The organism is Leifsonia sp. RAF41 (assembly GCF_052114085.1).
GTDB lineage: Bacteria > Actinomycetota > Actinomycetes > Actinomycetales > Microbacteriaceae > Leifsonia.
Map to the genome: position 1 here is coordinate 363,940 of NZ_JBFREB010000001.1, position 25,082 is coordinate 389,021.

Annotated in this window: 19 protein-coding genes; 10 read left to right on the forward strand and 9 right to left on the reverse strand. The window is 68.6% G+C overall.

Annotation, left to right across the window (positions count from 1 at the left end; translation table 11 throughout):
• Window positions 1-164: 164 nt before the first annotated feature.
• Both AB4Y74_RS01835 and AB4Y74_RS01840 read left to right on the forward strand, forming a co-directional pair.
• Window positions 165-2,720, forward strand: coding sequence for a helix-turn-helix transcriptional regulator (locus tag AB4Y74_RS01835; RefSeq protein WP_441797417.1), 2,556 nt, complete (start codon window positions 165-167; stop codon window positions 2,718-2,720).
• A gap of 91 nt (window positions 2,721-2,811) precedes the next feature.
• On the forward strand, window positions 2,812-3,588 hold the full coding sequence (locus AB4Y74_RS01840) for a YoaK family protein (protein WP_441797418.1): 777 nt from the start codon (window positions 2,812-2,814) through the stop codon (window positions 3,586-3,588).
• Here the strand turns inward: AB4Y74_RS01840 and AB4Y74_RS01845 are convergent.
• Window positions 3,551-4,948, reverse strand: coding sequence for an APC family permease (locus AB4Y74_RS01845; RefSeq protein WP_441797419.1), 1,398 nt, complete (start codon window positions 4,946-4,948; stop codon window positions 3,551-3,553). The two genes, AB4Y74_RS01840 and AB4Y74_RS01845, sit on opposite strands and share 38 nt — an antisense overlap.
• Before the next feature lie 192 nt (window positions 4,949-5,140).
• Here AB4Y74_RS01845 and AB4Y74_RS01850 point away from each other — a divergent pair, with 192 nt between their 5' ends.
• A complete protein-coding gene (locus AB4Y74_RS01850) occupies window positions 5,141-6,502 on the forward strand; it encodes a flavin monoamine oxidase family protein (RefSeq protein WP_441797420.1) in 1,362 nt (453 codons plus the stop codon).
• Window positions 6,503-6,594: 92 nt separating this feature from the next.
• Here AB4Y74_RS01850 and AB4Y74_RS01855 read toward each other — a convergent pair whose 3' ends face one another.
• The 3 genes from AB4Y74_RS01855 to AB4Y74_RS01865 form a co-directional block, all read right to left on the reverse strand.
• Window positions 6,595-8,556, reverse strand: a complete 1,962-nt coding sequence (locus AB4Y74_RS01855; RefSeq protein WP_441797421.1) for a potassium transporter Kup — start codon at window positions 8,554-8,556, stop codon at window positions 6,595-6,597.
• 66 nt (window positions 8,557-8,622) lie between these two features.
• The gene (locus AB4Y74_RS01860) at window positions 8,623-8,826 is read right to left on the reverse strand and encodes a cold-shock protein (protein ID WP_374008179.1); all 204 of its coding nucleotides are present in this window, start codon (window positions 8,824-8,826) and stop codon (window positions 8,623-8,625) included.
• Window positions 8,827-8,965: 139 nt separating this feature from the next.
• Window positions 8,966-9,595, reverse strand: a complete 630-nt coding sequence (locus AB4Y74_RS01865; RefSeq protein WP_441797422.1) for a TetR/AcrR family transcriptional regulator — start codon at window positions 9,593-9,595, stop codon at window positions 8,966-8,968.
• Between the two features lie 84 nt (window positions 9,596-9,679).
• Between AB4Y74_RS01865 and AB4Y74_RS01870 the strand changes: the two genes are divergently transcribed.
• A complete protein-coding gene (locus tag AB4Y74_RS01870; protein WP_441797423.1) occupies window positions 9,680-11,110 on the forward strand; it encodes a purine-cytosine permease family protein in 1,431 nt (476 codons plus the stop codon).
• The gene (locus AB4Y74_RS01875; protein WP_441797424.1) at window positions 11,107-12,777 is read left to right on the forward strand and encodes an amidohydrolase; all 1,671 of its coding nucleotides are present in this window, start codon (window positions 11,107-11,109) and stop codon (window positions 12,775-12,777) included. Before AB4Y74_RS01870 ends, AB4Y74_RS01875 begins: the two co-directional genes overlap by 4 nt.
• Here the strand turns inward: AB4Y74_RS01875 and AB4Y74_RS01880 are convergent.
• Together AB4Y74_RS01880 and AB4Y74_RS01885 are read right to left on the reverse strand one after the other, a co-directional pair.
• Complete coding sequence (locus tag AB4Y74_RS01880) at window positions 12,729-13,019, reverse strand: hypothetical protein (protein ID WP_441797425.1); 291 nt, start codon at window positions 13,017-13,019, stop codon at window positions 12,729-12,731. The two genes, AB4Y74_RS01875 and AB4Y74_RS01880, sit on opposite strands and share 49 nt — an antisense overlap.
• 98 nt (window positions 13,020-13,117) lie before the next feature.
• Entirely contained in the window at window positions 13,118-14,152 is a 1,035-nt protein-coding gene (locus AB4Y74_RS01885) for a LacI family DNA-binding transcriptional regulator (protein ID WP_441797426.1), read from the reverse strand.
• Window positions 14,153-14,461: 309 nt separating this feature from the next.
• Here AB4Y74_RS01885 and chvE point away from each other — a divergent pair, with 309 nt between their 5' ends.
• The 5 genes from chvE (at window position 14,462) to AB4Y74_RS01910 (ending at window position 21,011) form a co-directional block, all read left to right on the forward strand.
• The gene (chvE, locus tag AB4Y74_RS01890) at window positions 14,462-15,589 is read left to right on the forward strand and encodes a multiple monosaccharide ABC transporter substrate-binding protein (protein WP_441797427.1); all 1,128 of its coding nucleotides are present in this window, start codon (window positions 14,462-14,464) and stop codon (window positions 15,587-15,589) included.
• Between the two features lie 71 nt (window positions 15,590-15,660).
• The gene (gene mmsA / locus AB4Y74_RS01895; RefSeq protein WP_441797428.1) at window positions 15,661-17,205 is read left to right on the forward strand and encodes a multiple monosaccharide ABC transporter ATP-binding protein; all 1,545 of its coding nucleotides are present in this window, start codon (window positions 15,661-15,663) and stop codon (window positions 17,203-17,205) included.
• Window positions 17,202-18,377 carry a multiple monosaccharide ABC transporter permease gene (mmsB, locus tag AB4Y74_RS01900; protein WP_441797429.1) on the forward strand — a complete coding sequence of 392 codons (1,176 nt, stop codon included), beginning with the start codon at window positions 17,202-17,204 and terminating at the stop codon, window positions 18,375-18,377. Before mmsA ends, mmsB begins: the two co-directional genes overlap by 4 nt.
• Window positions 18,378-18,446: 69 nt before the next feature.
• On the forward strand, window positions 18,447-19,235 hold the full coding sequence (locus AB4Y74_RS01905) for an isocitrate lyase/PEP mutase family protein (RefSeq protein ID WP_441797430.1): 789 nt from the start codon (window positions 18,447-18,449) through the stop codon (window positions 19,233-19,235).
• Between the two features lie 123 nt (window positions 19,236-19,358).
• Entirely contained in the window at window positions 19,359-21,011 is a 1,653-nt protein-coding gene (locus AB4Y74_RS01910; RefSeq protein WP_441797431.1) for a thiamine pyrophosphate-binding protein, read from the forward strand.
• Between the two features lie 151 nt (window positions 21,012-21,162).
• On the opposite strand, the gene araA is transcribed toward AB4Y74_RS01910, so the two are convergent.
• The 3 genes from araA to AB4Y74_RS01925 are packed head-to-tail and all read right to left on the reverse strand — an operon-like array spanning window position 21,163 to window position 25,027.
• Complete coding sequence (araA, locus tag AB4Y74_RS01915) at window positions 21,163-22,680, reverse strand: L-arabinose isomerase (protein WP_441797432.1); 1,518 nt, start codon at window positions 22,678-22,680, stop codon at window positions 21,163-21,165.
• Window positions 22,680-23,384, reverse strand: a complete 705-nt coding sequence (locus AB4Y74_RS01920; protein WP_441797433.1) for an L-ribulose-5-phosphate 4-epimerase — start codon at window positions 23,382-23,384, stop codon at window positions 22,680-22,682. The genes araA and AB4Y74_RS01920 overlap by 1 nt, the downstream gene beginning before the upstream one ends.
• Window positions 23,381-25,027: a xylulokinase gene (locus AB4Y74_RS01925; RefSeq protein WP_441797434.1), complete on the reverse strand. Its 1,647-nt coding sequence runs from the start codon at window positions 25,025-25,027 to the stop codon at window positions 23,381-23,383. Before AB4Y74_RS01925 ends, AB4Y74_RS01920 begins: the two co-directional genes overlap by 4 nt.
• Window positions 25,028-25,082 lie beyond the last annotated feature (55 nt).

A 25,082-nucleotide genomic window follows, 5' to 3' on the forward strand; every position in this document is an offset into this window, starting at 1 on the left:
ACGAGCAAGCGTTGCCGAGACGCCCCCGGGGCGGCCCGACAGGCCGAAGCTTCACTGGTGGATGGAGACCACGTTGAACGGCACCGAATGACTTCCGACACAAAGTATTCGGCTCCTACACAGATGGCGGCCTGTGACCGCGCCGGCAGGAGGCCGTTCCCGCAATGAGCACACGAGAACAGCTGACGACCCGGACTGTTTCGCTCATCCTGGGCGGAAACAGCATCGAAATCACGGGTGACCGCGGAAGCGGACGCACACACTTCCTCGCACAAATTCAACGCGAGCTACTCAACCGAGAATGGCGCACCCTCCTGGTACGCGGAGTCGAACCGCTGCGATCCGCGCCGCTGTCCTCCCTCGCCCTCGCGGGAATCGCAACCGCTCGGGAGGCGCGGGCATCATCGGTGGCGGCCGTGGTCGAAGAACTCATCGAGAAGCTGTCGCCCGGGCCCGCGGCCCTGTTGGTCGATGACTGGCACGAACTCGACGAGATCAGCTGGGGGGCGGTTGCTGCCGCCAGTAGCGCAACGGGAGCACCGATCATCCTCGTCCGCCCACGAGAGTCCCTGTCGCTCAGAGCGTCCGACGGCATAGCGAGTCACAACCTCGGACGTCGGCTTGAGGTGCCGCTTCCGCCGCTGCGCTTCGACGAATTCGAGCGGGCCCTGGTCGCGCACGGCGGGCAGCGAGTAGACCCCTCCTCGCTGAGTCAACTCTTCGCCCTCTCAGCCGGAAACATCGGCATCGGAATGGCGATCTTCGACGCCGCCGCAGCAGAAGGAAAGATCGAGCGCACAGACGCGCAGTGGGTCGCCAGCGGCGACCTGTGGTGCGAAAGTCTCGGGCTCGTGGTGGAGGGGATGCTGAGCACGCTGGATGCGTCGCTGGTCGAGGCGCTCGAGCTCGTCGCCTTCGTCGGCACCGTCGACGTGGACGCCCTGCGCCCTGCCCTGGACGGTCGAACGTTCGAACAGCTCGAAGCGCGCGGCCTGATCGCGACGGTTCCGTCCGGTCAGCGCCTGCTCGTCACGGTTGTGCCTCCGCTTGTCGTCGAGTATTTCCGCGCGTCGCCGCGGATGATCCGTCGCATGCGACTCCTCGACCAGGTCAAGCAGATCCAACCCACCGGCCAGACGGTCCCGAGCCTCGACCCCGCCCTCGGGCGCCGAGACGTCCACGCTGCCCAGTTCGTGCGCGTCGTCCACGACCGGTTGCGCGTACGCCACCTCGTCGCACAGAAAGAGTGGGCCCTCAACCCGCAAGCATCAGCCGCGGTCGCGTACGCGGAGGCGACAATTCGAATGGCGCTGCCCGATTCCGTCGTCGACGCCGTCCTCACGGAGACCGCCAACGCGCCAGTCGACAATGTCGAAGCGGGCATCGAGTGGATCTGCCTCAAGGCGGAACACCGTGCATTTCACCACGATGAAGCCTTGAACTCGGTCCAAGCACTCCGTGCCGCTGCTGCCGCTCACGGCCGGCACGGCGGGACGCTTCTCGCAAAAGCGGTGCAACTCGAGCACGGGCTACTGGGAAACGGTGACCTCACCACCCTCGTGGATCCGGACGACGAAGAGCTCCCGCTCTCCGTCCGGGTGGCAACGCACCGCACCCTCGCCCTCGTTCACAGCTCCCGCGGGAACCTGGACGCCTCCACGCGTCACCTGGAAGTGGCGGAGGAACTGGACGCCACCGTCAGCCTCGCCGACGAGATCGTCGCCGGCATGAACCACCTCCTGTCCGGCGCGGTGCAAGACGCCACCACCATCGCGGCCCGCGGGTGGGACATCGCCCGGGCTCAGCTGGAACCAGAGCGGATGCGCGCCTTCGGCTTCCTGCTCTCGATGTGTGGAATGTTCGCGGGACGATACTCGGACGTAGACGAAATCATCGAACGGGTCAAAGCACTCGGGGACCCCGTTTCCGTCCCCCCGTTCGCGGACAGGGACCTCTCCGTGATCGCCAGCGTCCTCGCCTCCCGCCGGGGGCACCGCAGGGCCGCGGAGCGACTACTGGACGAAGCAGAACGATTCGGCCTCCCCGACGGACCCTTCCCCGGCAGCAACCCGAGCTGGGCCAGCGCCCAACTCATCGCCGGCGCCGGCAACCATGAGCAAGCGGTCACTCACCTCGTCCAGGCGGCGGACGCCCTGTGGGACCGGGGCGCTCTCGCCGCTGCGGCACTGGGCTACCTGGCAGCGCTCGAGATCGATCCGACCCCACACCGTCTCACTGCTCTCCAGCCCCGCATCGCGGCCGTCGCGATACCCCTCGTTCTCGACCAGCTCGGCTATCTCACCGCCCTCATCCAGCGCGACGCCGAGGAGGTCGCGGCCTCCGCCGCGACACTCGAAACATCGGGCAGGTACGGGCTGGCTTTGACCGCGTATCGCGAAGCCATACGCCTGCACGCCGACCAGGGCACTCGGGATCGGGCCGCGCAGCTGGAGCAGTACCTGAAGCAGCTGGAGCTGAACCTCAAGCCGCAACGAATCGAATCCGTCCGGTTCCGACCGGACTTCGTGGAACTGACCGACCGGGAGGAACAGATCGCGCGGCTGGCCGCAGCGGCACTGAGCAACCAGCAGATCGCCACGGAACTCGTCCTCTCCGTGCGCACGGTCGAGAGTCATCTTCATCGTGCGATGCGGAAGTGCGGGGCGCAGCGTCGCGGCGAATTGGCGGAGTTCTTCGACCGCCATGACCGCAAAGGCTGACGCCCACTCGCCCCGATTCGAGTTGGCCCTCCCGCGCGTGGCACCCTTGTCAGGGTCGTCCGAAGTGGCGGCACGACGGGCGGGAGACACGATGAGCGTGAGTGCGGGACGACAGCAAGACCTGACCCTCCTCCTGATGCTCGCGCTCACCTTCTCCACCGGGATCGTGGATGCGGTCGGCTACCTCGGACTGGACAAGGTCTTCGCCGGCAACATGACCGGCAACGTCGTCGTGCTCGGGATGGCGCTGGCCGGCGCCGAAGGCCTGCCCTGGGTGGGACCGCTGCTGGCGCTGTTCGCCTTCATGGCCGGCGCGGTGATCGGCGGGCGGACGCTGCGCCGCGAGACGACCGGGTGGAACACCCGCACCAGCTGGTCGTTCACCGCCGTGGCCGCCGCCCTCGCGGTACTCACGGTGGCCACTCTGGTCACGGGAGGCGTCCCGCCGAAGCCATGGGAGGTCGCGGTCACCTCGTTCCTCGCCGCCACGATGGGCTTCCAGGCGGCCGTCGCCCGGCACCTGGCGGTCAAGGATGTGACGACTGTCGTCGTAACCTCCACCATCACGGGTCTCGCCGCGGACTCCCGGCTGGCGGGCGGCTCCGGGCAGCCGTGGCGCCGCCGGGCCGCGGCCGTCGTGCTGATCGCCCTCGGGGCGCTCGTGGGCGCGGCCCTGCTGCAGGTGCACATCGCGCTGCCGCTCGGGCTGGCCGCGATCATCAGTGCCGGAGCGGCCGTGTTGGGGCACATCGCCGCCCACGAGGCGCGGGGGAGCTCACCCGGCAGCGCTCCCGGCGGCGCTCCCGGCGCCGCTCCCGCGAGCGCTCCCCTCAGCGGGAAGCCTCCGACGGCGCCCCCTCGCGCGTGATGATCGCCGCGTCGCCGTCCTCGTCGAGCTTCACCCGCAGCGGCTTGCGGAAGGCCCGCGTGATGACGAGCAAGGTGATGATGCCGATCGCCAGCCAGACGACGCCGTAGGTCAGCGCATCCAGGTGCAGGTTGGCCCAGAGGACGCCGGTCAGCACCATCCCGATCGCCGGCAGGATGATGTTCCGGAGGACCTGCGCGGCACCGCGTCGCTCCCGGCGCCGGACGGCGAAGTGGATGATGACCGTCGCGTTCACGACGGTGAAGGCGATGAGGGCACCGAAGTTGATCATCGACGACACGAACTCGAGCGTGAATGCGGCCGCGAGCAGCGACACGGCGCCAACGAGGAGCACAGCGGTCGACGGCGTGCGGAACCTCGGGTGGATGTAGGAGAGAACACGGGAGAGGCGGCCGTTGCCGTTCCGTGCCATGACGTAGATCATCCGCGAGACGCTCGCGTGCGAGGCCAGGCTCGACGCGACCGCCGCGGCGACGGCGGCCGAGATGAACAGGATCTGGAAGAGCAGACCGCCTGTCTTCAGCGCGATCTCGGGCAGCGTGTCGTCGGTGAAGTGGAAGCCGGCCAGGGTCGGGAACCGCGACTGTGCGAACCAAGCCGCGACGAAGAAGATGGCTCCGCCGATCAGAAGCGCCAGCACGATAGCGCGCGGCACGGTGCGGGCGTCCTTCGCCTCCTCCGTGTACATCGTGATCGCGTCGAACCCGATGAACGAGAAGCAGACCACCGTCGCTCCGCCGATCACCGCACCCAAGTGGACGCCCGAGTGGAGGAGCGGGGCCAGGCTGAACGGCGTGCCGTTGCCTGCGCCCCCATTGAGCGCGGTCCACGTCAGGACGACGAAAACGGCGATCAGGACGATCTGGAACACGACCAGGATGCCGTTCACCCGCGAGGTGGACGACATGCTGAACAGGTTCATGGCGGTGATGACCACGACATACCCCACCACCCAGATCCAGCCGGGCACCTGAGGGAAGAACGACTCCAGGTAGAGCCGCACGATCAGCGCATTCACCAACGGCAACAGGAGATAGTCGAGCAGCGAGGACCAGCCGACGAGGAAGCCGACGTTGGGGTGGATGGTCTCCGACGCGTACGTGTACGCCGAACCGGCCGACGGGAAGACGCGGGTCATCCGTCCGTAGCTGATCGCGGTGAAGACCATGGCGACGAGAGCGACGAGGTAGGCGGCGGGCACCACGCCATCGGTCTCGCCCGTGACGATGCCGAAGGTGTCGAAGACGGTCATGGGCGTCATGTAGCCGAGGCCGAGTCCTACGATCGACCAGAGGCCGAGGGACCGTCGCAGTGACGTGGGTGCGGAGGTGGAGGGCACGCGAGCTCCTTCGCTCTTGTCGGGGGTCGCATCATCCTAAACGCTGGATGTACGAAATCCGAAGCCGAGACAGCGGATCACATCGTTGAAAGCGCACATCCAGTGAGGATTTAGTCGAGGAATCCACATTTCGCAGACGGATCCGGTAGTGTGCCCTTCGTCCGAACACCTACTCAAACGGAGCTGATATCAATGGACAGCATCGAACGGGACGTCGTCATCGTCGGCGCTGGAGCATCCGGTCTCACCGCCGCGACCGAACTGAAGAAGGCCGGCCTGACCGTTGCCGTGCTCGAAGCGCGCGACCGCGTCGGCGGCCGCCTCTGGACCGACGACATCGACGGCGCCACCCTCGAGATCGGCGGACAGTGGGTGTCGCCCGACCAGGATGCGCTCATCGACACGCTCGCCGACCTCGGCCTCGAGACGTACAGCCGCTACCGCGAGGGCATCAACATCTACCTCGGTGCGGAGGGCGAACGCCGGACGTTCGAGGGCGAGATCTTCCCGGTCGCGCCCTCCACCGAGAAGGAGATCGTCGGCCTCATCGAGCGGATGGACCAGCTCGTCGCCGAGATCGACCCCGAGCGCCCCTGGGCCCACCCGCGGGCGAAGGAGCTCGACGAGATCTCGTTCCGCCGCTGGCTGGAGACGCAGACCGATGACGAGGAGGCGCGGCAGAACATCGGGATGTTCATCGCCGGTGCCATGCTCACCAAGCCGGCGCATGCGTTCTCCGCGCTGCAGGCCCTGCTCATGGCGGCCAGCGCGGGCAGCTTCTCGAACCTGGTCGACGCGGACTTCATCCTGGACAAGCGTGTGAAGGGCGGCCTCCAGCAGGTGCCCCTGCTCCTCGCCGACCGTCTCGGTGACGACGTTCACCTGAGCGCTCCGGTGCGGACGCTGCGCTGGGATAAGACCGGCGTGACAGCGATCGCGGACGGCGTCGAGGTGCGCGCCCGCTTCGCCATCCTCGCCGTCCCGCCGGTGCTGATCAGCCGCATCTCGTACGAGCCGCCACTACCGCGCCGTCAGCAGCAGCTGCACCAGCACCTGTCGATGGGCTTCGTCATCAAGGTGCACGCCGTCTACGAGACCCCGTTCTGGCGCGACCTCGGCTACAGCGGCACCGCCTTCAGCCCGTACGAGCTGGTGCACGAGGCGTACGACAACAGCTACCACGGCGACCCGCGCGGCACCCTGGTCGGCTTCGTCTCGGACGAAGCCGCCGACGAGGTGTTCCGCCTCGAACCTGCGGAGCGCAAGGCGCGCATCCTCGAGTCGCTGGCGCACTACTACGGCGAGCAGGCGCTCAACCCCGTCGTGTACTACGAGAGCGACTGGGGCAGCGAGGAGTGGACCCGCGGCGCCTACGCCGCCAGCTTCGACATGGGCGGCCTCGCGCGCTACGGCTCCGATCTGCGCACCCCGGTGGGCCCCATCCACTTCTCCTGCAGCGACATGGCGGGCAAGGGCTACCAGCACGTCGACGGCGCGATCCGCGTCGGCCGCGAGACCGCGGCGGCCATCGTCTCCGCAGCGGTGCCCGCCTGACGTTAGGGAACGCCGAGGGGTGAGTAGTGGTCGCCATTTCGTGGAAATTGCGACCACAACTCGCCCCTCGATGAGCGCTTAGTGGGGTGTGGCTAGATCTCGACGTCGCTTCCCATGGTGACCGTCCGCAGCGGGGGCAGCCCGAACCGGGCCGCCGGGTCTGCCGCGTTGTGCGCGAGGGCGACAAACAGGGAGCGGCGCCAGGGGACCATGCCCTGCGTGCGGGTGGTGCGGATGGCGCCCCGCGAGACGAAGTACGACGCCTTCTTGAAGTTGGCGGCGTCGAGGGGAAGTGCGCCCACCCGGCACGCGGCGCGAAGAGCACGCGGGATGTCCGGCTTGTCGGAGAACCCGAACCGGATGTTCAGGAACTCGATGCCATCGTCCGCATAGCCGAGGTCGTCGTATTCGAACGCCTCCTCGGTCGGGACGTGCGGCACCTGCGCGGTCGCGATCGCGACGATGATGACGTGCTCGTGGAGGATGTGGTTGTGCTTCACGAGCGCACGAAGCGCGAGCGGTGTGGTGTCTTTGTTCGGGTGCGGGAAGATCGCGATCCCGGGCACGCGCGGGAGGTTCTCCTTACGCACGTGCTCGATGAAGTCGACGAGCGACCCCTCCTTGCGCTGCCGGTCCAGCTGGACGAGCTGGCGCCCGCGTCGCCACGTGGTCATGATGAGGATCACGGCCGCCGCGATCAGCAGCGGCACCCATCCACCGTTGATGATCTTGGAGAGGTTGCCGGCCAGGAACGCGAGCTCGAGGCCGCCGAATGCGACCGCGGCGAGCACGATCTTCCAGGGCGCCCAGTTCCAGAGCGGTCGCGCGACGAGAAGCAGAAGCACCGTGTCCACCACCAGCGCACCGGTGACGGAGATGCCGTACGCGGTGGATAGCCGGTCGGACGAGCCGAACGCGAACATGACGGCGATCACCCCGATGAAGAGCAGGCCGTTGACGGCGGGAAGGTAGATCTGCCCACCCTCCTGCTTGGAGGTCTGCCGGATGGTGAGCGGCGGGAGCAGCCCCAGCTGCACAGCCTGACGCGACAACGAGAAGGCGCCGGAGATGACGGCCTGGCTGGCGATGACGGTCGCGACGGTGGCGAGGATCACCACGGGGAGCCGTCCCCATTCCGGGATCAGAAGGAAGAACGGGTTCGCCCGCGCGGCAGGGTCGTGGAGGATGAGTGCCGCCTGGCCGAGGTAGTTGATGGTCAGCGCGGGGAAGACGAGGAAGAACCAGGCGCGCCGGATCGGCGACCGGCCGAAGTGCCCCATGTCGGCGTAGAGCGCCTCCGCGCCCGTGATGACGAGCACGACGGCGCCGAGCGCGATGAAGGAGATGGTGGGGTGGGCGACGATGAACGTCAGCGCGTAGGTCGGGGACAGCCCGAGGAGCACCGCCGGGTACTGAATGACCATGCTGAGGCCGGCAGCGGCCAGCACGGCGAACCACAGCACCATGACCGGGCCGAAGAGGACACCGACCTTGCCGGTCCCGTACCGCTGGACCGCGAACAGGATGACGAGGATGACCGCCGCGATGGGAAGGACCATGTGCGAGATCGCGGGAACGGTGACGTGAAGACCCTCGACGGCGGACAGGACGCTGATCGCCGGGGTGATGATCGAGTCGCCGTAGAAGAGGGCGACGCCGACGATGCCGATCACCAGCAGGGTTCCGGCACGCGATGCATTGCCTGCGTACAGACGCTTGGCCAGCGCGGCCAAAGCCATGACGCCGCCTTCGCCGTCATTGTCGGCGCGCATCAGGATGCCGAGGTACTTGATCGAGACGATGATCGTGACGCTCCAGAACATGAGCGAGATCACGCCGAAGACGTCTTCCTGCTCGGCGCCGACAGCGCCACCGTCGAGCAGGAAGACGGTTTTCAGTGCGTAGAGGGGGCTGGTCCCGATGTCGCCGAAGACGACACCGAGCGCAGCGAGTGCAGCGCCGACCACGGCCTTCTGACCGCGACGAGACGAAGGGCCTTTCGGCCCGCTCGACTCAGCGGAGGCCTTGCTCGCACGCTCTCGCACATTACCCACGGCGCCACCGTACCCCGATGACGCCGCCGGCGCGGGCCCGGCCTGACGGCCGGGCACCGGTTGCCGTCAGAGAGGGCGGATGTTAGCGGCCTGGGGTCCCTTCGGACCCTGAGCCAGGTCGTACTCGACCTTCTGGTTCTCTTCGAGGTTGCGGAACCCCTGTGCGGAGATCTCGCTGTAGTGGGCGAAGACGTCGGCGCTGCCGTCATCCGGGGCGATGAAGCCGTACCCCTTCTCCGAGTTGAACCACTTGACGGTACCTTGAGCCATCGTTTTTCTTCCTTTCACGCCCTACGCAAGCTATTCAGGCGCTGGACCCTCTCATCGTACACGGGCGCGTGCCGCATTTGCACGGATCGAGCGGCTAAGCTCGTTGGTTTCCCTCGTCTATGGTCGCTGAGCCCAGATCTCAGGGCGCGATCGCGGCCTCCAGCGTTCCCGGCAGCAGGCCCAGCGTCCACTCGGCGACCTCCGCAACGAACTTCACGTGCGCCGGGTGCGTGAGGTCTCCGGTGCTGTTGACGTAGGAGCCTCCGCCGTCGACGGCGATGAGGATGCGGATGCTCGCCGCCTCCGCATCCACGTCCGCGAAGTCGCCGCTGGCGATGCCGTCTTCGATCAGCTCGCGCAGCCGTGCGCGGTCGAGCGCGTCCTGTTCGGTGAGGGTCGCATCCAGCGAGGGGGTGAAGCGGGAGAGGTGCCGGGCGTTCAGCCACAGCCGCGCCAGCGGCAGCGAGGCTCCGGAGCGGATGTGTCCGACGAAGTGCGCGAGCCGCTCGACCGGCGCGCCGTCGGCCGGGAAGAACCGTTCGCGCTCGATGGTCGCCGCTCGGGCGAATGCCTCGTCGACCAGGTCTTCGGCGGCGGGAAAGTAGTGCGAGATCAGGCCGGGACGGACCCCCAGCCGGGTTGCGACCGCCCGCAGGGTGATCCGCTCGAGGCCCTCGTCGAGGGCGATCGAGGCGGCCGCGGAGAGGATCTCCTCGCGGCGCTCCTCGGGCTGCTTGCGAACCCGGGGAGAAGGCGCTCTTGACTCCATGGAGTACATGCTATTGAATGACTGACCAACAACCTATTGGGCACATGACCAACAGCGACGGAGCTGCTGGCAGGAGAGGAACCCATGTCCGAAGCCCGGACCGGCACCGATCACTACGTGGATGCCTCCACCCAACCCGAGACCCGCGGCATCGAGGTCATCGGCGACTCCGAGCGGCACGGCCGCGCCCGGGACCTGTTCTTCGTCTGGGCTGCACCCGGCGTCAGCATCCTGAACTTCACGATCGGTGCCACGCTCATCCTGCTGGGGCTCGAGATCTGGCAGGCCATTGCGGTAATCGTCGCCGCCTCACTGCTCTGGGTGTTCCCCGGACTGATCGCCGCCAGCGGCCCAGCGGCCGGAACGTCCGGCTCCGTGGTGACGCGGGCGATGTACGGCATCATCGGCAACAAGCTCTTCGTCGCGTTCGTCGGCTGGTTCATCGGGGCGGTCTTCCTGTCGCTGACCTGGCTCGCCTCCAGCTTCATGGGCGCCGACCTGCTCCGGCGGATCGGTCTCGACGACCCGGTGTGGGTGCCGATCGGGGTGACCGTCGTGGTCTCCGCGGTCACCGTCCTGGTCGCCATCTTCGGACACGGCCTCATCCTGAGGATCTACCCCGTGATGGCCGTCGTGCTGTTCGTCATCTTCATCCTGGTGTCGGCGTTCATCCTCCCGACCGTCGACTGGGGCTACGCGGCACCCGAACCGCTGGGCGGGGTGGCGCTGTGGTCCGCGATCTCGGTTGGGTTCACGATCCTCGCCTCCACTCCGCTGTCGTTCATCAACAGCCCGGATATCGCGCGGTACCTCCCGCGGTCGACGAAGCCGTCGCACATCGCAGCGGCCACGGCGTTGGGCGGCGCCCTGCCATTCATCGTCTTCACCAGCGTCGGCGTGCTCCTCGCCACCGGCCTCAAGGCGAGCGCCTTCGACGCCGGAATCGACGTAGCGCTGTTCGACCTGCTGCCCGGGTGGATCGGGCCCCTGCTGGTCGTCGGCGTCATCGTCAACACCATCGCGCTGAACGCGATGACCACCTACACCTCGAGCATGGCGCTGCAGGCGATCGGCTTCCGGCTGCGCCGCATCCCCGCGGCGATCGTCGTCGGCGTCGTCGGGACGGCGCTGACGATCTACCTGGTGCTGTCGTCGAGCCTGCTGGAGGCCGCCAACCTGCTGCTGCAGTTCCTCGTCATCGTCTCGGGCCCCGCAATGGCCATCTACGTCGTGGATGTCCTCCGCCGGCACTACGTGTACGACGGCGTCGACCTGTTCGACGACCGTCGCGGCGGTCGCTACTGGTACACCGGAGGCTGGAGCATCCCGGGCATCGCGGCCCTCCTCCTCGGCGGCCTCGCGACGGCGATGTGTCTGGCGACGGATGTCTGGGCGGGCCCGATCGCGCAAGCGCTGGGCCACGTGGATCTCTCGGTCCCGGTCGGCATGGCCGTCTCCGCAATCGTGTACGCAGTGTTGAGCCGCACGCGGCTCGGAAAGGAAGGTCGACTGTGAGCGGCACCACCGTGAGCACTCTGTACCGGAACGGCCGCATCTTCACGGCCGACCCCGACGAGGAGAGGGCATGGGCGCAGGCCTTCGCCGTCAGCGGTGAGTCGATCGTCTGGGTGGGCGGGGCGGACGACGCGCCGGCCGCGGAGCGGGTCGTCGACCTGGAGGGGCGGCTCGTCCTCCCGGGGTTCACCGACGCGCACACGCACCTCCTGATGATGGGCGCGGCTCTCGGGCAGGTCTACCTGACCGGGGCGCGTGGCCTGGACGACATCCACCGTATGCTGCGGGAGGCCCGTGCCGCTGACCCCGGAGCGTCGGCCCTGCGCGGTCGCGGCTGGCTCTTCGACGCCGTGCCGGGAGGGGCGCCGACGGCGGCCATGATCGACGCAGCGATCCCGGACATCCCGGTGTACCTGGATGCGAACGACTACCACTCCTGCTGGGTGAATTCGGCCGCGCTGGCAGAGCTGGGCATCACTCGCGAGACGCCCGACCCGATCGGCGGGGAGATCGTCCGCGACGCCGAGGGGGAGGCGACCGGGCTGCTGCTCGAGACCGCTGCCACCCAGTACGCCTGGGCGCAGCGCGATGCCGCCACGACCGACGAGGACCGCGACGCGGACGTCGAGCGCACGATCGCCGCGTACGTCGCGACCGGAGTAACCGGTGCGGTCGACATGGCGCTCGACGAGTTTGGGCTGGCGGCGCTGCGACGGGCTCAGGAGCGCCGCGGAGGTGAGCTGCCGATCCGGGTGGCGGCGCACTGGCTGGTCGCCAACACCGGCGACGACGCAGCGAACCTCGCGCAGGTGGACTATGCCGCGCGGCTGGCCGCTGAGCCCGCGACGCCGTGGCTGCGTGTTGTCGGCATCAAGCTCATCCTGGACGGCGTCATCGATGCGTGCACGGCGGCGATGCGGCAGCCGTACGCGAACGGCACGAACGCCGACCCGATCTGGCCAGCCGAGCGCCTCGCCCCCGTGGTCGCGGCGGCGGACGCCGCCGGCCTGCAGATCGCGATGCACGCGATCGGCGACTACGCCAGCCAGATCGCGCTCGACGCGATCGAGCACGCTCACGGCGAGAACGGCGAGCGTCCCCGCAGGCACCGGATCGAGCACCTCGAGTACGCGGCGCCCGGGACGGCGGAACGGATGGCACGCCTCGGTGTGACGGCGTCGATGCAGCCGGTGCATTCGGATCCCGCGATCTTCGACAACTGGGTGGCGATGCTCGGTGATGACAGGGTCGACCGCGCTTTCCCGTGGCCGGAGTATGAAGACGCCGGTGCCCTCCTCGCCTTCTCGACCGACTCGCCGACCGCTCCTCACCACGCGCTCGCGAACATGTACGTCGCATCGACCCGGGCCTCCGCGCTCGACCCGTCGGTGCCGGCTGTCCAGCCGCAGTACGCCCTGCCGCTGGAACGGGCGATCGGCCACGCGACTCGGGATGCAGCAGCCTCGGTGGGCGACGGGGAGTGGCGCGGGCGGATCGCACCGGGCTACGCGGCCGACGTCACCGTGCTCGACACCGACGTGTTCGAGGGTGGTGCGCCGTCCCTGCTGACGGCGCGCGTCGTCGAAACCATCGTGGCGGGGCGTACGACCTACAGCGCTCAGGCAGGGGTGGGCGTCGGCTCCGTCGGGGACATGTCGAGGCAGTAGTCCGGCGGCTGGTGATCGGCGAGGGTGCCGGGTACCGACTCCGTGTAGGTGAACACGCACGACGCGGGCCACGGCTCGGAGTCGCTGAGCAGGTAGATGTCGATGGCAGGCATCCCGGCCAGTGACGCGGGCCGGCGGATGGTGGCCGGGGGGACCTCGCGGTCACCGGGGAAGGTGTGCTCGAAGTCGCGCCACGGGTGCTGCGGGTGCACGAACGAGGCGTGCCAGGTGCTGTCGCTCACGATGGTCCTTCTCTGCAGAGCGCCGGGTCGAGCACCGGTCTACCAGAGGCGCTGCCGGGGAAGTCGTCCCGGTACGGTGGATTGCCCAAAATCGTTCGTTATCCGAATGGCTGACGAGGGGGAGCAGTGCTCTGGCGGACGACGAGCTGGGGGACGGGGTAGTCGGCGAGTCCGGATGCGTCCCCGCCTTCGATCTGCGAGATGAGCACGTCGATCGCGCGGGCGCCCAGCCAGCCGAAGTCTTGTCGGATGGTCGTCAGCGGCGGCGCGAAGTGCTTGGCTTCCGGGATGTCGTCGAACCCGACGATGCTCAGGTCGCCCGGTACCGAGAGGCCGAGCTCGGCGGCTGCATGCATGAGGCCCAGCGCCATCTGGTCGTTCGACGCGAACACCGCCGTGAAGTCGGGATGGTCGAGCAGCCGCAGACCGACCTCGTAGCCGAGGTCCGGTGTCCAGTCGCCGAGCAGGGGAGCTGTGACGGGGAGGTCGTGGTCCGACAGCTCCGCGAGGAAGCCGTTCATCCTGTCCTCCGCCTCGCTCCAGTCCTGCGGGCCGGCGAGATGGCGGATGCGCGTGTGGCCCAGTTCGATGAGGTGCCGGGTGGCGAGGCGGGCGCCGGCCTCCTGGTCGAAGGCGGCGACCCGACCGTCGCCGACGTCCTTCCAGTGCATGCTGACGAAGGGGACCCGGATGGCCACCCGCTGCAGCGCCTCATGTGCGCGCTGCTGCGGCGCGATGACCACCACACCGTCGACCCCGTGGGCGGCGAAGGCGTCGAGCGCCTCGGAGATGCTCGCGTCATCCTCCCGGGCGAGGGTCGCCGAGAGGATGGCGTAGCCGCGTGCGCGGGCGGCCTCGTCGATCGCCGTGGCCGCGCTGAACGGCCCATAGTGGGAGCGCGCCGAGACGAGCAGCCCGATCGTCTGCGACCGGGAGGTGGCCAGGGCGCGCGCCGCGCTGTTCGGGCGCCACGCGTTCTCCTCGATGACCTTGCGCACCTGCGCCTCTGTGGAGGCCTTGATGTAGCGCTCGCCGTTGAGGACGCGCGAGACCGTCTGGCGCGACACTCCGGCCAGCCGGGCGATGTCCCGGATGGAGAGAGCGCGCTGTTCGTCGGGTCCGCGCTTGTCCATCGATCCTGTCTCGGGGGCGAGAGCGGCGACTGTGCCGCTGGGTGAACGTGCTCATCATATTTTTCCGCGAAGCACTTGACTGCCACGGGGTTCGCGTCATAGCGTCTAACCCGTTCTGGGACCGGTCACATATATCGCGTAGGCCCAGCATACGACGAGGGAGTCGCTCATGTCAGCAGCCGGATCGCACAGTCGCGACGGCCGCTGCACTGCCCCGTCGCAGGCTGGTCGAACGCGTGCCGGTTCCGAGCTCGGCGAGTCCGTGCGCACTCGGCACACCGGTCGCCCCACCGCTCGAAGGGAAACACAGTGAAGTTCAGGAAAGTCGCACTGGCCGCCGCCGCACTCGGCGTCGCGGTCGCACTCGCCGCCTGCTCCGGAGGGGGCCGCGGAGGCGGCGGGACCGCGAACGACGGAGACAACAAGGGCGCGCTCGTCGGCGTGGCCATGCCCACGAAGGTGTCCGAGCGTTGGATCGCGGACGGTAACGCCGTCAAGTCCGACCTCCAGAAGAACGGCTACAAGGTCGACCTGGAGTACGCGAACAACGACATCCCCACCCAGGTTCAGCAGGTCAACACGATGATTACCAAGGGCGCCAAGATCCTGATCGTCGCGTCCATCGACGGTGGCTCGCTCACCGACCAGCTGGACGCCGCCGCGAAGGCCGGCATCAAGGTCATCTCGTACGACCGCCTGCTCACCGGCGACAAGAACGTCGACTACTACGTGTCGTTCGACAACTACAAGGTCGGCGTCGTCCAGGCGACGTCGCTCCTGACCGGACTGGGGATCGTCGACGCCGACGGCAAGCCGACGGGCAAGAAGGGTCCCTTCAACGTCGAACTGTTCGCGGGCAGCCCCGACGACAACAACGCCACGTTCTTCTTCAACGGCGCGATGGACACCCTCAAGCCGTACCTGGCCGACGGCACCCTGGTCGTGAAGAGCGGGCAGACCAACTTCAACCAGGTCGCGATCCTGCGCTGGGACCCGGCGACCGCCAAGGCCCGCATGCAGGACCTCGTCGCCAAGTCGTACTCGACGGACGCGGCGGTGCAGGGCGTCCTCTCGCCGTATGACGGCCTCTCCGACGGCATCCTGAGCGCGCTGGAAGGCGCCGGCTACGGCTCGGGCGGCAAGAACATCCCGATCATCACCGGTCAGGACGCCGAGGTCGCCAGTGTGAAGCAGATCATCGCGGGCACGCAGTACTCGACCGTCTACAAGGACACCCGGAAGCTCGCCAACCAGGCGGCGCAGATGGCGGACGACCTGCTCACGGGCAAGAAGCCCGAGGTGAACGACACCAAGAGCTACGACAACAAGGTCAAGGTCGTGCCGAGCTACCTCTTCCAGCCGGTGGTCGTCACCAAGGACAACTACCAGAAGATCCTGGTCGACAGCGGCTACTACAAGGAATCCGACCTCAAGTAGCACCATCCGGATCGTCCGGGCGGGACGCGCGTCGAGCGCCCCGCCCGGACGTCATGCGAGCAAGGAAGACCATGGCCAACACGATTCTCGAGATGCGCAACATCTCGAAGTCCTTCCCCGGCGTCAAGGCGCTCCAGGATGTGTCGATCAGCGTCGAGGAGGGATCGGTCCACGCGATCTGCGGCGAGAACGGCGCCGGCAAGTCCACGCTGATGAAGGTGCTGTCGGGGGTGTACCCGCACGGCACCTTCGAGGGTGAGATCGTCGTGGGCGGCGAGCCGCTGGAGTTCCGGTCGATCAACGACTCCGAGGCCGCCGGCATCGTCATCATCCACCAGGAACTGGCGCTGTCGCCGTACCTCTCGATCGCCGAGAACATCTACCTCGGCAACGAGCGTCAGCGGCACGGGTTCATCGACTGGAACGAGACCAACCTGGAGGCGGCCAAGCTGCTCGCCCGGGTCGGCCTCCACGACAACCCGATCACGAAGATCAAAGACATCGGCGTCGGCAAGCAGCAGCTCGTGGAGATCGCGAAGGCGCTCTCCAAAGAGGTGAAGATCCTCATTCTCGACGAGCCGACGGCCGCCCTCAACGACGACGACTCGGCGCACCTGCTCGACCTGATCCGCCAGCTCCAAGAGCACGGCATCACGTCGATCATCATCAGCCACAAGCTGAACGAGATCAAGGCGATCGCCGACCGCGTCACGATCATCCGCGACGGGCGCACGATCGAGACGCTCGAGATGGGCAAAGAGGGCACCAGCGAGGAGCGCATCATCAAGGGGATGGTGGGCCGGGATGTCGCCAGCCGGTTCCCGGACCACGTGCCGCACATCGGCGAAGAGCTGCTCCGGGTCGAGAACTGGACGGTCCACCATCCACTCGACCGGAACCGTGTCGTCGTCGACGACGTGAACATCACGGTTCGCGCGGGCGAGATCGTCGGCATCGCCGGCCTCATGGGCGCTGGCCGCACCGAGCTCGCCATGAGCATCTTCGGTCGCAGCTACGGCGTCGGGATCAGCGGCCAGGTGTACAAGCGCGGCAAGCCGATCTCCGTCAGCACGGTCTCGAAGGCGATCGACAACGGCATCGCCTACTCGACCGAGGACCGCAAACATTTCGGGCTGAACCTGATCGACAACATCCAGCGCAATATCTCCATCGCAGCGCTCGACAAGCTCGTCAACTGGTTCAAGTTCGTCAACGAGCAGCGGGAGTCGCTGGTCGCCGAGGAGTACCGGAAGTCGATGAACATCAAGACGCCGAACGTCCTGACGCTCACCGGCAAACTCTCCGGCGGCAACCAGCAGAAAGTCGTGCTGTCGAAGTGGATGTACTCCGACCCGGAGATCCTCATCCTCGACGAGCCCACGCGGGGCATCGACGTCGGAGCCAAGTACGAGATCTACACGATCATCGACAAGCTCGCCGACCAGGGGAAGGGCGTGCTCGTGATCTCCTCCGAGCTGCCGGAGCTGCTCGGAATCTGCGACCGCATCTACACCCTCAGCGAGGGCCGCATCACCGCCGATGTGCCGCGGGAGAAGGCCACCGCCGAATACCTCATGCAATTCATGACCCAGGAACGCGAGAAGAACCACGCATGAAACCGCTTACGAAAGCCCTGAACTACCTGACCGGGCAGCTGCGCCAGATCGGCCTGTTCATCACGCTCATCGCCATCGTCGTGTTCTTCCAGATCGCGACCGGCGGCATCACGCTGGCGCCGATCAACGTGTCGAACCTGATCGTGCAGAACAGCTACATCCTGATCCTGGCGATCGGGATGGTGATGGTGATCATCGCCGGGCACATCGACCTGTCGGTCGGCAGCGTCGTCGCCTTCATCGGCGCCATGGCGGGTGTGTTCATCTCGAACTGGCACCTGCCGTGGCCGCTCGCCATCGTGTTCTGTCTGGTGCTCGGCGCCCTGGTCGGGGCCTGGCAGGGGTTCTGGATCGCGTACTTCGGCATCCCGGCGTTCATCGTCACCCTGGCCGGGATGCTCGCGTTCCGCGGGGCCGCCCAGATCGCGCTCGGCAACCAGCAGATCTCGTTCTTCCCGAAGGAGTTCCGGGCGATCGGGTCGGGGTTCCTGCCCGCGTTCGGGACGACCGGGTACGAGCCGCTCACGATGATCCTGGGCGCACTGGCGAGCATCGCGATCCTGGCCAACGGCATCCGTCAGCGCGCAGTCCGGCGCAAGTACGACCTCGAGGACGAGCCGCTGTGGTGGTTCATCATCAAGCTCACCTTCCTGGTGCTCCTGGTGATGGTGATGACCGTGCTGCTCGCCAGCTACAACGGCACGCCGATCGTGCTGATCATCCTCGCGGTGCTGGTGGTCGGCTACTCGGCGGTCATGAACCGCTCGGTGTTCGGCCGCCACATCTACGCGATCGGCGGCAACCTCCAGGCGGCGGCGCTGTCGGGCGTGAAGACCAAGCGCGTGACGTTCCTGCTCTTCGTCAACATGGGCGTGCTGTCGGCCGTGGCCGGTCTGGTGTTCACCGCCGGGCTCAACTTAGCGAGCCCGAGCGCCGGCACCAGCTTCGAGCTGGATGCGATCTCCGCGGTCTTCATCGGTGGCGCGGCGGTCACCGGCGGGATCGGCACCGTCACCGGCGCGATCATCGGTGGTCTGATCATCGGTGTGCTCAACAACGGCATGTCGATCCTCGGCATCGACAGCGACTACCAGCTGCTGATCAAGGGACTGGTGCTGCTGGCGGCCGTCGCATTCGACGTCTACAACAAGCGCCGCTCGGTCGGGGTCTGACCGTCTGCGCCGGCCGGGGCTGCCGCGGCGCCCCGGCCGGCGCTACCCTCCGGATGGAGGATGATCGCCATGTCGTTCCGTGACTTGCACTACGCCGACCGCCCCCTGCTGCTGCCGAACGCGTGGGACGTCGGCTCGGCGCTCGGGTTCGTCGCGGCCGGATTCCCGGCAGTCGGGACGACGAGCTTCGGGGTCAACGCCTCGACGGGTCGACCGGATGCGGAGGGTGCGAGCCGGGAGGCGACGGTCGCACTCATCCGGGCGCTGGCGACTCTGCCGGTGTACGTGACCGCCGACATCGAGGACGGCTACAGCAACGAACCGCTCGCGGTGGCCGAATTCGTCGCCGGGCTCGCGGCTGACGGGGTGAACCTGGAGGACTCGGCGGGCGGGCGCCTGGTCGACCCGGCCATCCCCTCCGCCAAGATCGCGGCGATCAAACGCGCGGCGCCGGACGTCTTCGTCAACGCGCGCATCGACTCCTACTGGTTCCACGAGGACGACAGGGTCCCGGCCGTGCTCGAACGGGCGAAGGCGTACGCCGACGCCGGCGCGGACGGCATCTTCGTCCCCGGCGCGACCGATCCGGCGACGCTGGAGGAGCTGGCCACGGCCATCCCGCTGCCGCTGAACGTGCTCGTGGTGCCCGGCCTCACCCTCGACGACTTGCAGGCGCTCGGGGTGAGACGGGTCAGCACGGGATCGTTGCCGTACCGCGTCGCGATCGACGCGGCCGTGGACGCGGCGGAGGCAGTCAGGGACGGACGCGCGGTGCCGACCGCGACGTCCTACGCCGAATCGCAGCGGCGGCTGCTGGAGTTCGCTCGCGACGCCGACGCGCGTCCCGCATCCGGTTAGGATGGTCGCGTCCGGCGGTTCACGAACCGCCGATGCTCGAAAAATGGGCACGAAGCCGCCGACAGCCGCGGTGGGCGAGACACATACGGAATCGTCTCTCCGTTCGTCTCGAAAGGCTGTGCCATGCCGTCCGTCTCCGCCCACGTCGCCGCCACCCTCGCCCGCCACGTCGACCACGTCTTCGGGGTGATGGGCAACGGGAACGCCCACTTCCTCGACGCGCTGGAGCGTCAGCGCGGCGGCGAGTACTGCGCCATGCGCCACGAGGCGGGCGCCGTCGTCGCCGCCGACGCGTACTTCCGCGCGTCCGGGCGGCTCGCCGCCGCGACGGCGACCTACGGCGCGGGCTTCACCAACACGCTCACGGCGCTCGCGGAGGCCGTGCAGGCGCACATCCCGCTCATCCTGGTCGTCGGCGACGAGCCGACGTCGGGGCCCCGGCCGTGGGATGTGGACCAGATCGCGCTCGCGGCAGCGGTCGGCGCACGTACCTACACGGTCGGCCGGGCGGATGCGGCGGCCACCACCGCCATCGCGGTCGAGCACGCGCTGACGTACCGGCTGCCGACCGTCATCGCGATCCCCTACGACGTGGCCACGCGCGACGCCGGACCGGTGCCCGAGGCGCCGGAGCCGGTGCTTCCCGCGCCGCAGGCTCCGAACGACCCGTTCTCGCACGCCGCCATCGACGCAGCAGCCGTCGCCCTCGCCGGGGCGGAGCGGCCGTTGCTCCTCGCCGGTCGCGGGGCGTGGCTGTCCGGTGCGGGCCGCGCGCTCGGCGAGCTCGCCGACGCGACCGGCGCGCTCACGGCATCCACCGCCCTCGGCCGCGGCGTCTTCCCCGACGACCGCTACGACCTCGGCGTGACCGGCGGCTTCGGCGCGGAAGGGGCGATGGAGCTGGTCCGCCGGGCCGACGTCGCCGTGGTCTTCGGGGCGTCGCTCAACCAGTTCACGATGCGGTTCGGGGAGCTATTCGCGCCCGGGACCCGCATCATCCAGGTGGACACGCGCCCGGCGGCGACGCACCCGCACGTCGGGTCGTACCTGCGCGGGGACGCGCGGCTCGTCGCCGAAGCGCTCGTCTCGCAGCTGGCGGCCGGCGGTGCCGTGCCGTCGGGATGGCGGGAGTCGCTGGAGCTCGCCCCGCAGCGGGAGCACCCGCGCGGCGACGGCTTGGCGGCCGACGGCCGGCTCGACCCACGCACGGCGGCGGCCCGGATCGGCGAACTGCTACCGGAGGAACGCGTCGTCGTCTCGGACGGCGGCCACTTCATCGGCTGGGCGAACATGTACTGGCCGGTGGCGTCGCCCGACCGGATGATCATGGTCGGGACGGCGTACCAGTCGATCGGTCTCGGCTGGCCGAGCGTGCCGGGTGCCGCGCTCGCGCATCCCGAGTCCACGATCGTCCTGACCACCGGCGACGGCGGCGGACTGATGGCGCTGGCCGATCTCGAGTCGGCCGTCCGGGTGGCGGGCGGACGCGGGATCGCCGTCGTCTGGAACGACGCGGCCTACGGGGCCGAGGTGAACCTGTACGGGCTGAAGGGGCTCGCGCAGGGGCCGATGCGGATCCCCGAGGTCGACTTCGCGGCGCTCGGGCAGGCCGTTGGAGCTTCGGGCGTGGTCGTCCGCACACCCGCAGATCTCGAGGTTCTCGCCGAATGGACCGCGCGCCCGGCGTCGGAGCGGCCGTTCCTCGTGCTCGACCTCCGCATCTCGGGCGACGTGGTCGCGCCCTACCAGCAGGAGATCATCCGCGTGAACTCCTGACGCGCCCCGCCTTCGCCGAGGTGCACGTAGTGGCTGCTATTTCGTCGTTTTTCCGACCACTACGTGCACCTCGACGATGTGAATGGCGGAGGGGGGAGGTGGGTTCCTGACCGCCGGCACCGATGACAACCGGCGGCCAGGAGGTCGGGCGTCAGAGGCCGCGGGCGAGGCGGTAGTAGGCGGCGTTCCAGTCCAGCTCGCGCTGCACGCCGCGCAGCGTGGTCGACTCGTCAATCACCAGCAGCTCGGTGCGCGCGATGCGGGCGAAGTCCGCGAACGTCTCGACTCCGACGGCCGTGCTCATTACGGTGTGGTGCGCGGCGCCCGCCTCCAGCCACGCCGTGGCCGACGTGGTGAAGTCCGGAGCGGGTTTCCACACGGCGCGCCCCACCGGAAGCTTCGGCAGGGGAGCCGTCGGCTCGACGACCTCGACGACGTTCGCGACGAGGCGGAAGCGGTCGCGCATGTCCGACAGCGCGACCACCACGGCGGGGCCAGGGTCCGCGGTGAAGACCAGGCGGACCGGGTCGTCCTTGCCGCCGATGCCGAGCGGGTGCACCTCGAGCGACGGCTTGGCGCTGGTCAGCGACGGCGCCACCTCCAGCATGTGGGCGCCCAGGATGCGCTCGTCGCCGGGCGTGAGGTCGTACGTGTAGTCCTCCATGAGGGATGCGCCACCCGGCAGGCCCGCGCCCATCACGTTGGCGGCGCGCACCAGGATCGCGGTCTTCCAGTCGCCCTCGGCGCCGAAACCGTACCCCTCGGCCATCAGGCGCTGCACGGCGAGACCGGGCAGCTGCTTGAGCGCGCCGAGGTCCTCGAAGCTGGTCGTGAACGCGCCGAAGCCGCCCTCTTCGAGGAACGATCGCAGGCCCAGCTCGATGGCCGCACCGTCCCTCAGCGACTGGTGGCGTTCGCCGCCGCGACGGAGTTCGGGGACCACGTCGTACAGCTCCTCGTACTCGGCGACCAGCGCGTCCACGTCGGCGTCGGCGGCCGCGGTGACCCCATCCGCCAGCTCGTTGACGCCCCACGTGTTCACCTGCACGCCGAAGACGAGTTCTGCCTCCGTCTTGTCGCCCTCAGTGACGGCGACGAAGCGCATGTTGTCGCCGAACCGGGCCAGCTTGAGGGAGCGGGTGGCGGCCCAGCCGGCCGCCGCGCGCATCCACGTGCCGATCCGCGCCGTCACGACAGGGTTGCTCACGTGCCCGACGACCGTAGTGCGCGGGATGCTGAGCCGCGTCTGGATGTACCCGAACTCGCGGTCGCCGTGGGCCGCCTGGTTCAGGTTCATGAAGTCGAAGTCGATCTCCGCCCACGGCAGCTCGACGTTCGCCTGGGTGTGGAAGTGGAGCAGCGGCTTCTGCAGCGCGTCGAGGCCGGCGATCCACATCTTCGCGGGGCTGAACGTGTGCATCCACGCGACCAGACCGATCACGGCGTCGTCGGCGTTCGCCTCGAGCATCGTGCGGCGGATGGCGTCGGAGTCGGTGAGCACCGGCTTCCACACCACGCGCACCGGCACGTCGGCGGCCGCGCCGAGCTGGTCGGCGATCGCACGCGACTGGTCGGCGACCTGCGCGAGGGTCTCGGGTCCGTACAGGTGCTGGCTTCCGGTGAGGAACCAGACCTCGTAATGGTCCAGGGAGGTGGTGAGCTTCGGCATCAGGAGAGGGGTCCTTCCGGCTTCTGTCCGTAGACGTTCTGGTAGCGGTCGAAGAGGCGGTCGATCGCCTCCGACGGGAGGGGGACGAGCGGGCCGCCCTGACGGGCGATGTGGACGGTGCGGGCGACGTCCTCGGTCATCACTGCGGCTTTGACGGCATCGCGTGCGTCCGCTCCGATGGTGAAGACGCCGTGGTTCTGCATCAGCACCGCGCGGCTGCGGTGGCCGTTCAGAGTCTGCACGATGCCGCGGCCGATGGAGTCGTCGCCGATGATCGCGAACGGTCCGACCGGGATGTCGCCGCCGAACTCGTCCGCCATCGCCGTGATGACGCACGGGATCGGTTCGGCGCGCGCCGCCCACGCCGTCGCGTAGGTGGAGTGGGTGTGGACAACGCCGCCCACGTCGGACAGGTTGCGGTACACGTAGGCGTGCGCGGCGGTGTCCGAGGAGGGGGAGCGGTCGCTTCCGATCGAGCCGGGGACGACCTCCCCGTCGAGGGTGCAGAGGATCATGTTCTCCGGGGCGAGGTCGTCGTAGTCGACGCCGCTCGGCTTGATGACGAAGAGCTCCTCGCCGGGGACCCGTTCGGAGACGTTGCCGCCGGTCCACACGACCAGTCCGTAGCGGACCAGCTCGCCGTGCAGCGCGGCGACGCGTTCCCGTACGGCGCGGACGGCGGGGGTCTCGAGGTCGGTCGTCATGCGGAGGCTCCTTCCACGGGGATGGCGTCGATGGCGGCCTGCTCGACGGCGAGGCCGGCCTGGTAGCGCTGGAGGTAGGTCGCGAAGCCGGCCACGTCGTCCGGATGCGCGTTCGTGGTCTCGAAGGCGAAGCCGCCGAAGACGCGGTGGCGCAGGTAGGCATCCAACTCGGCGGCGGTGGAAGCGCCGGCGCCACCGGTGCCCTGGCTCGCCGAGAGGTACGCGGCGAGCACGGCGATGCCCCAGGCGCCACCCTCGGAAGCGGTGTCGGCGACCGACACAGGCGCGTCGATGGCCCCGGCGAGGAACCGCTGGGCGACACCGGCGGTGCGGAACATGCCGCCGTGGGCGAACATCCGATCGAGTGCAACGCCTTCGTCGCGCAGGACGCGCATCCCGAGCGCCAGTGTGCCGAACACGCCGTAGAGCTGGGCGCGCACGAAGTTGGCGAGCGTGAGCCGGCTGTCGGGCGTCCGCAGGACGAGCGGCCGGCCCTCGGAGAGTCCGGCGATCGGCTCGCCGGCGAGGTGGTTGTAGGCGAGGAGTCCGCCCGCGTCGGCTTCTCCGCCGAGCGCCTCGCGGAACAGGGTCTGGTAGACGGCGTCGGTGGGCCGCGGTGCGCCCGACGCCTCGGCGAACCGACCGAACAGGCCCGCCCACGCCGCGAGTTCGCTCGCGCCGTTGTTGCAGTGCACCATCGCGACCAGATCGCCGGCCGGCGTGGTGACGAGGTCGAGCTCATGGTGCACGGAGGCGAGTGGATGCTCGAGCACGACCATGGCGAAGATGCTGGTGCCGGCGGAGACGTTGCCCGTGCGCGGCGCGATGGAGGCCGTGGCGACCATGCCCGTGCCGGCGTCGCCTTCGGGCGGGCAGAACGGGACGCCCGGGCGCAACGCGCCGGTCGGGTCGAGCAGTGCGGCGCCTTCCTCGGTCAGAGTGCCCGCATCCTGGCCCGCGACGAGCACCTCGGGCAGGAGAGCAGGGAGGTCGATTCCGCGCGCACTCTCGAGCGCGGCGTAGAGGTCGAGGAGGTCGCCGTCGTACGTCGTGGTCGCCGGGTCGATCGGGAACATGCCCGACGCATCCCCGACACCGAGGGCGTTGCGGCCGGTGAGGCGGCGGTGCACGTAACCGGCGAGGGTGGTGAACGAGTCGATGCGGTGGATGTGCGGCTCGCCGTCGATAACGGCCTGATGCAGGTGGGCGATCGACCAGCGCAGCGGGATGTTGACCCCGAAGGCCTTCGTCAGCTCGGCGGCGGCCGGGCCGGTGTTCGTGTTCCGCCACGTGCGGAACGGGACGAGCAGTTCCCCGTCGGCGTCGAACGCGAGGTAGCCATGCATCATCGCCGAAACGCCCATCGCGGCGAACGTCGACGGTCGAATGCCGTGGCGCTGCTCGGCATCCGCTACGAGGTCCGCGTACGCGGCCTGCAGCCCCGACCAGACGGAGTCGAGCGAGTAGGTCCACAGCCGGTCGACGTACTCGTTCTCCCACTCGTGGGAGCCGACGGCCAGCACGGTGCCCGGGTCGTCCGCATCCACCAGGCAGGCCTTGATGCGGGTCGAGCCGAACTCGATGCCGAGGGCGGTGCGTCCCGTCGCGATGGCGTCGCCATGGCGGGTTTCCGGCGCGGTCATACAGCTCCTCACGTCGTTGTGACCGGTCACATTAACGCCGAGTCTACGGGATGCG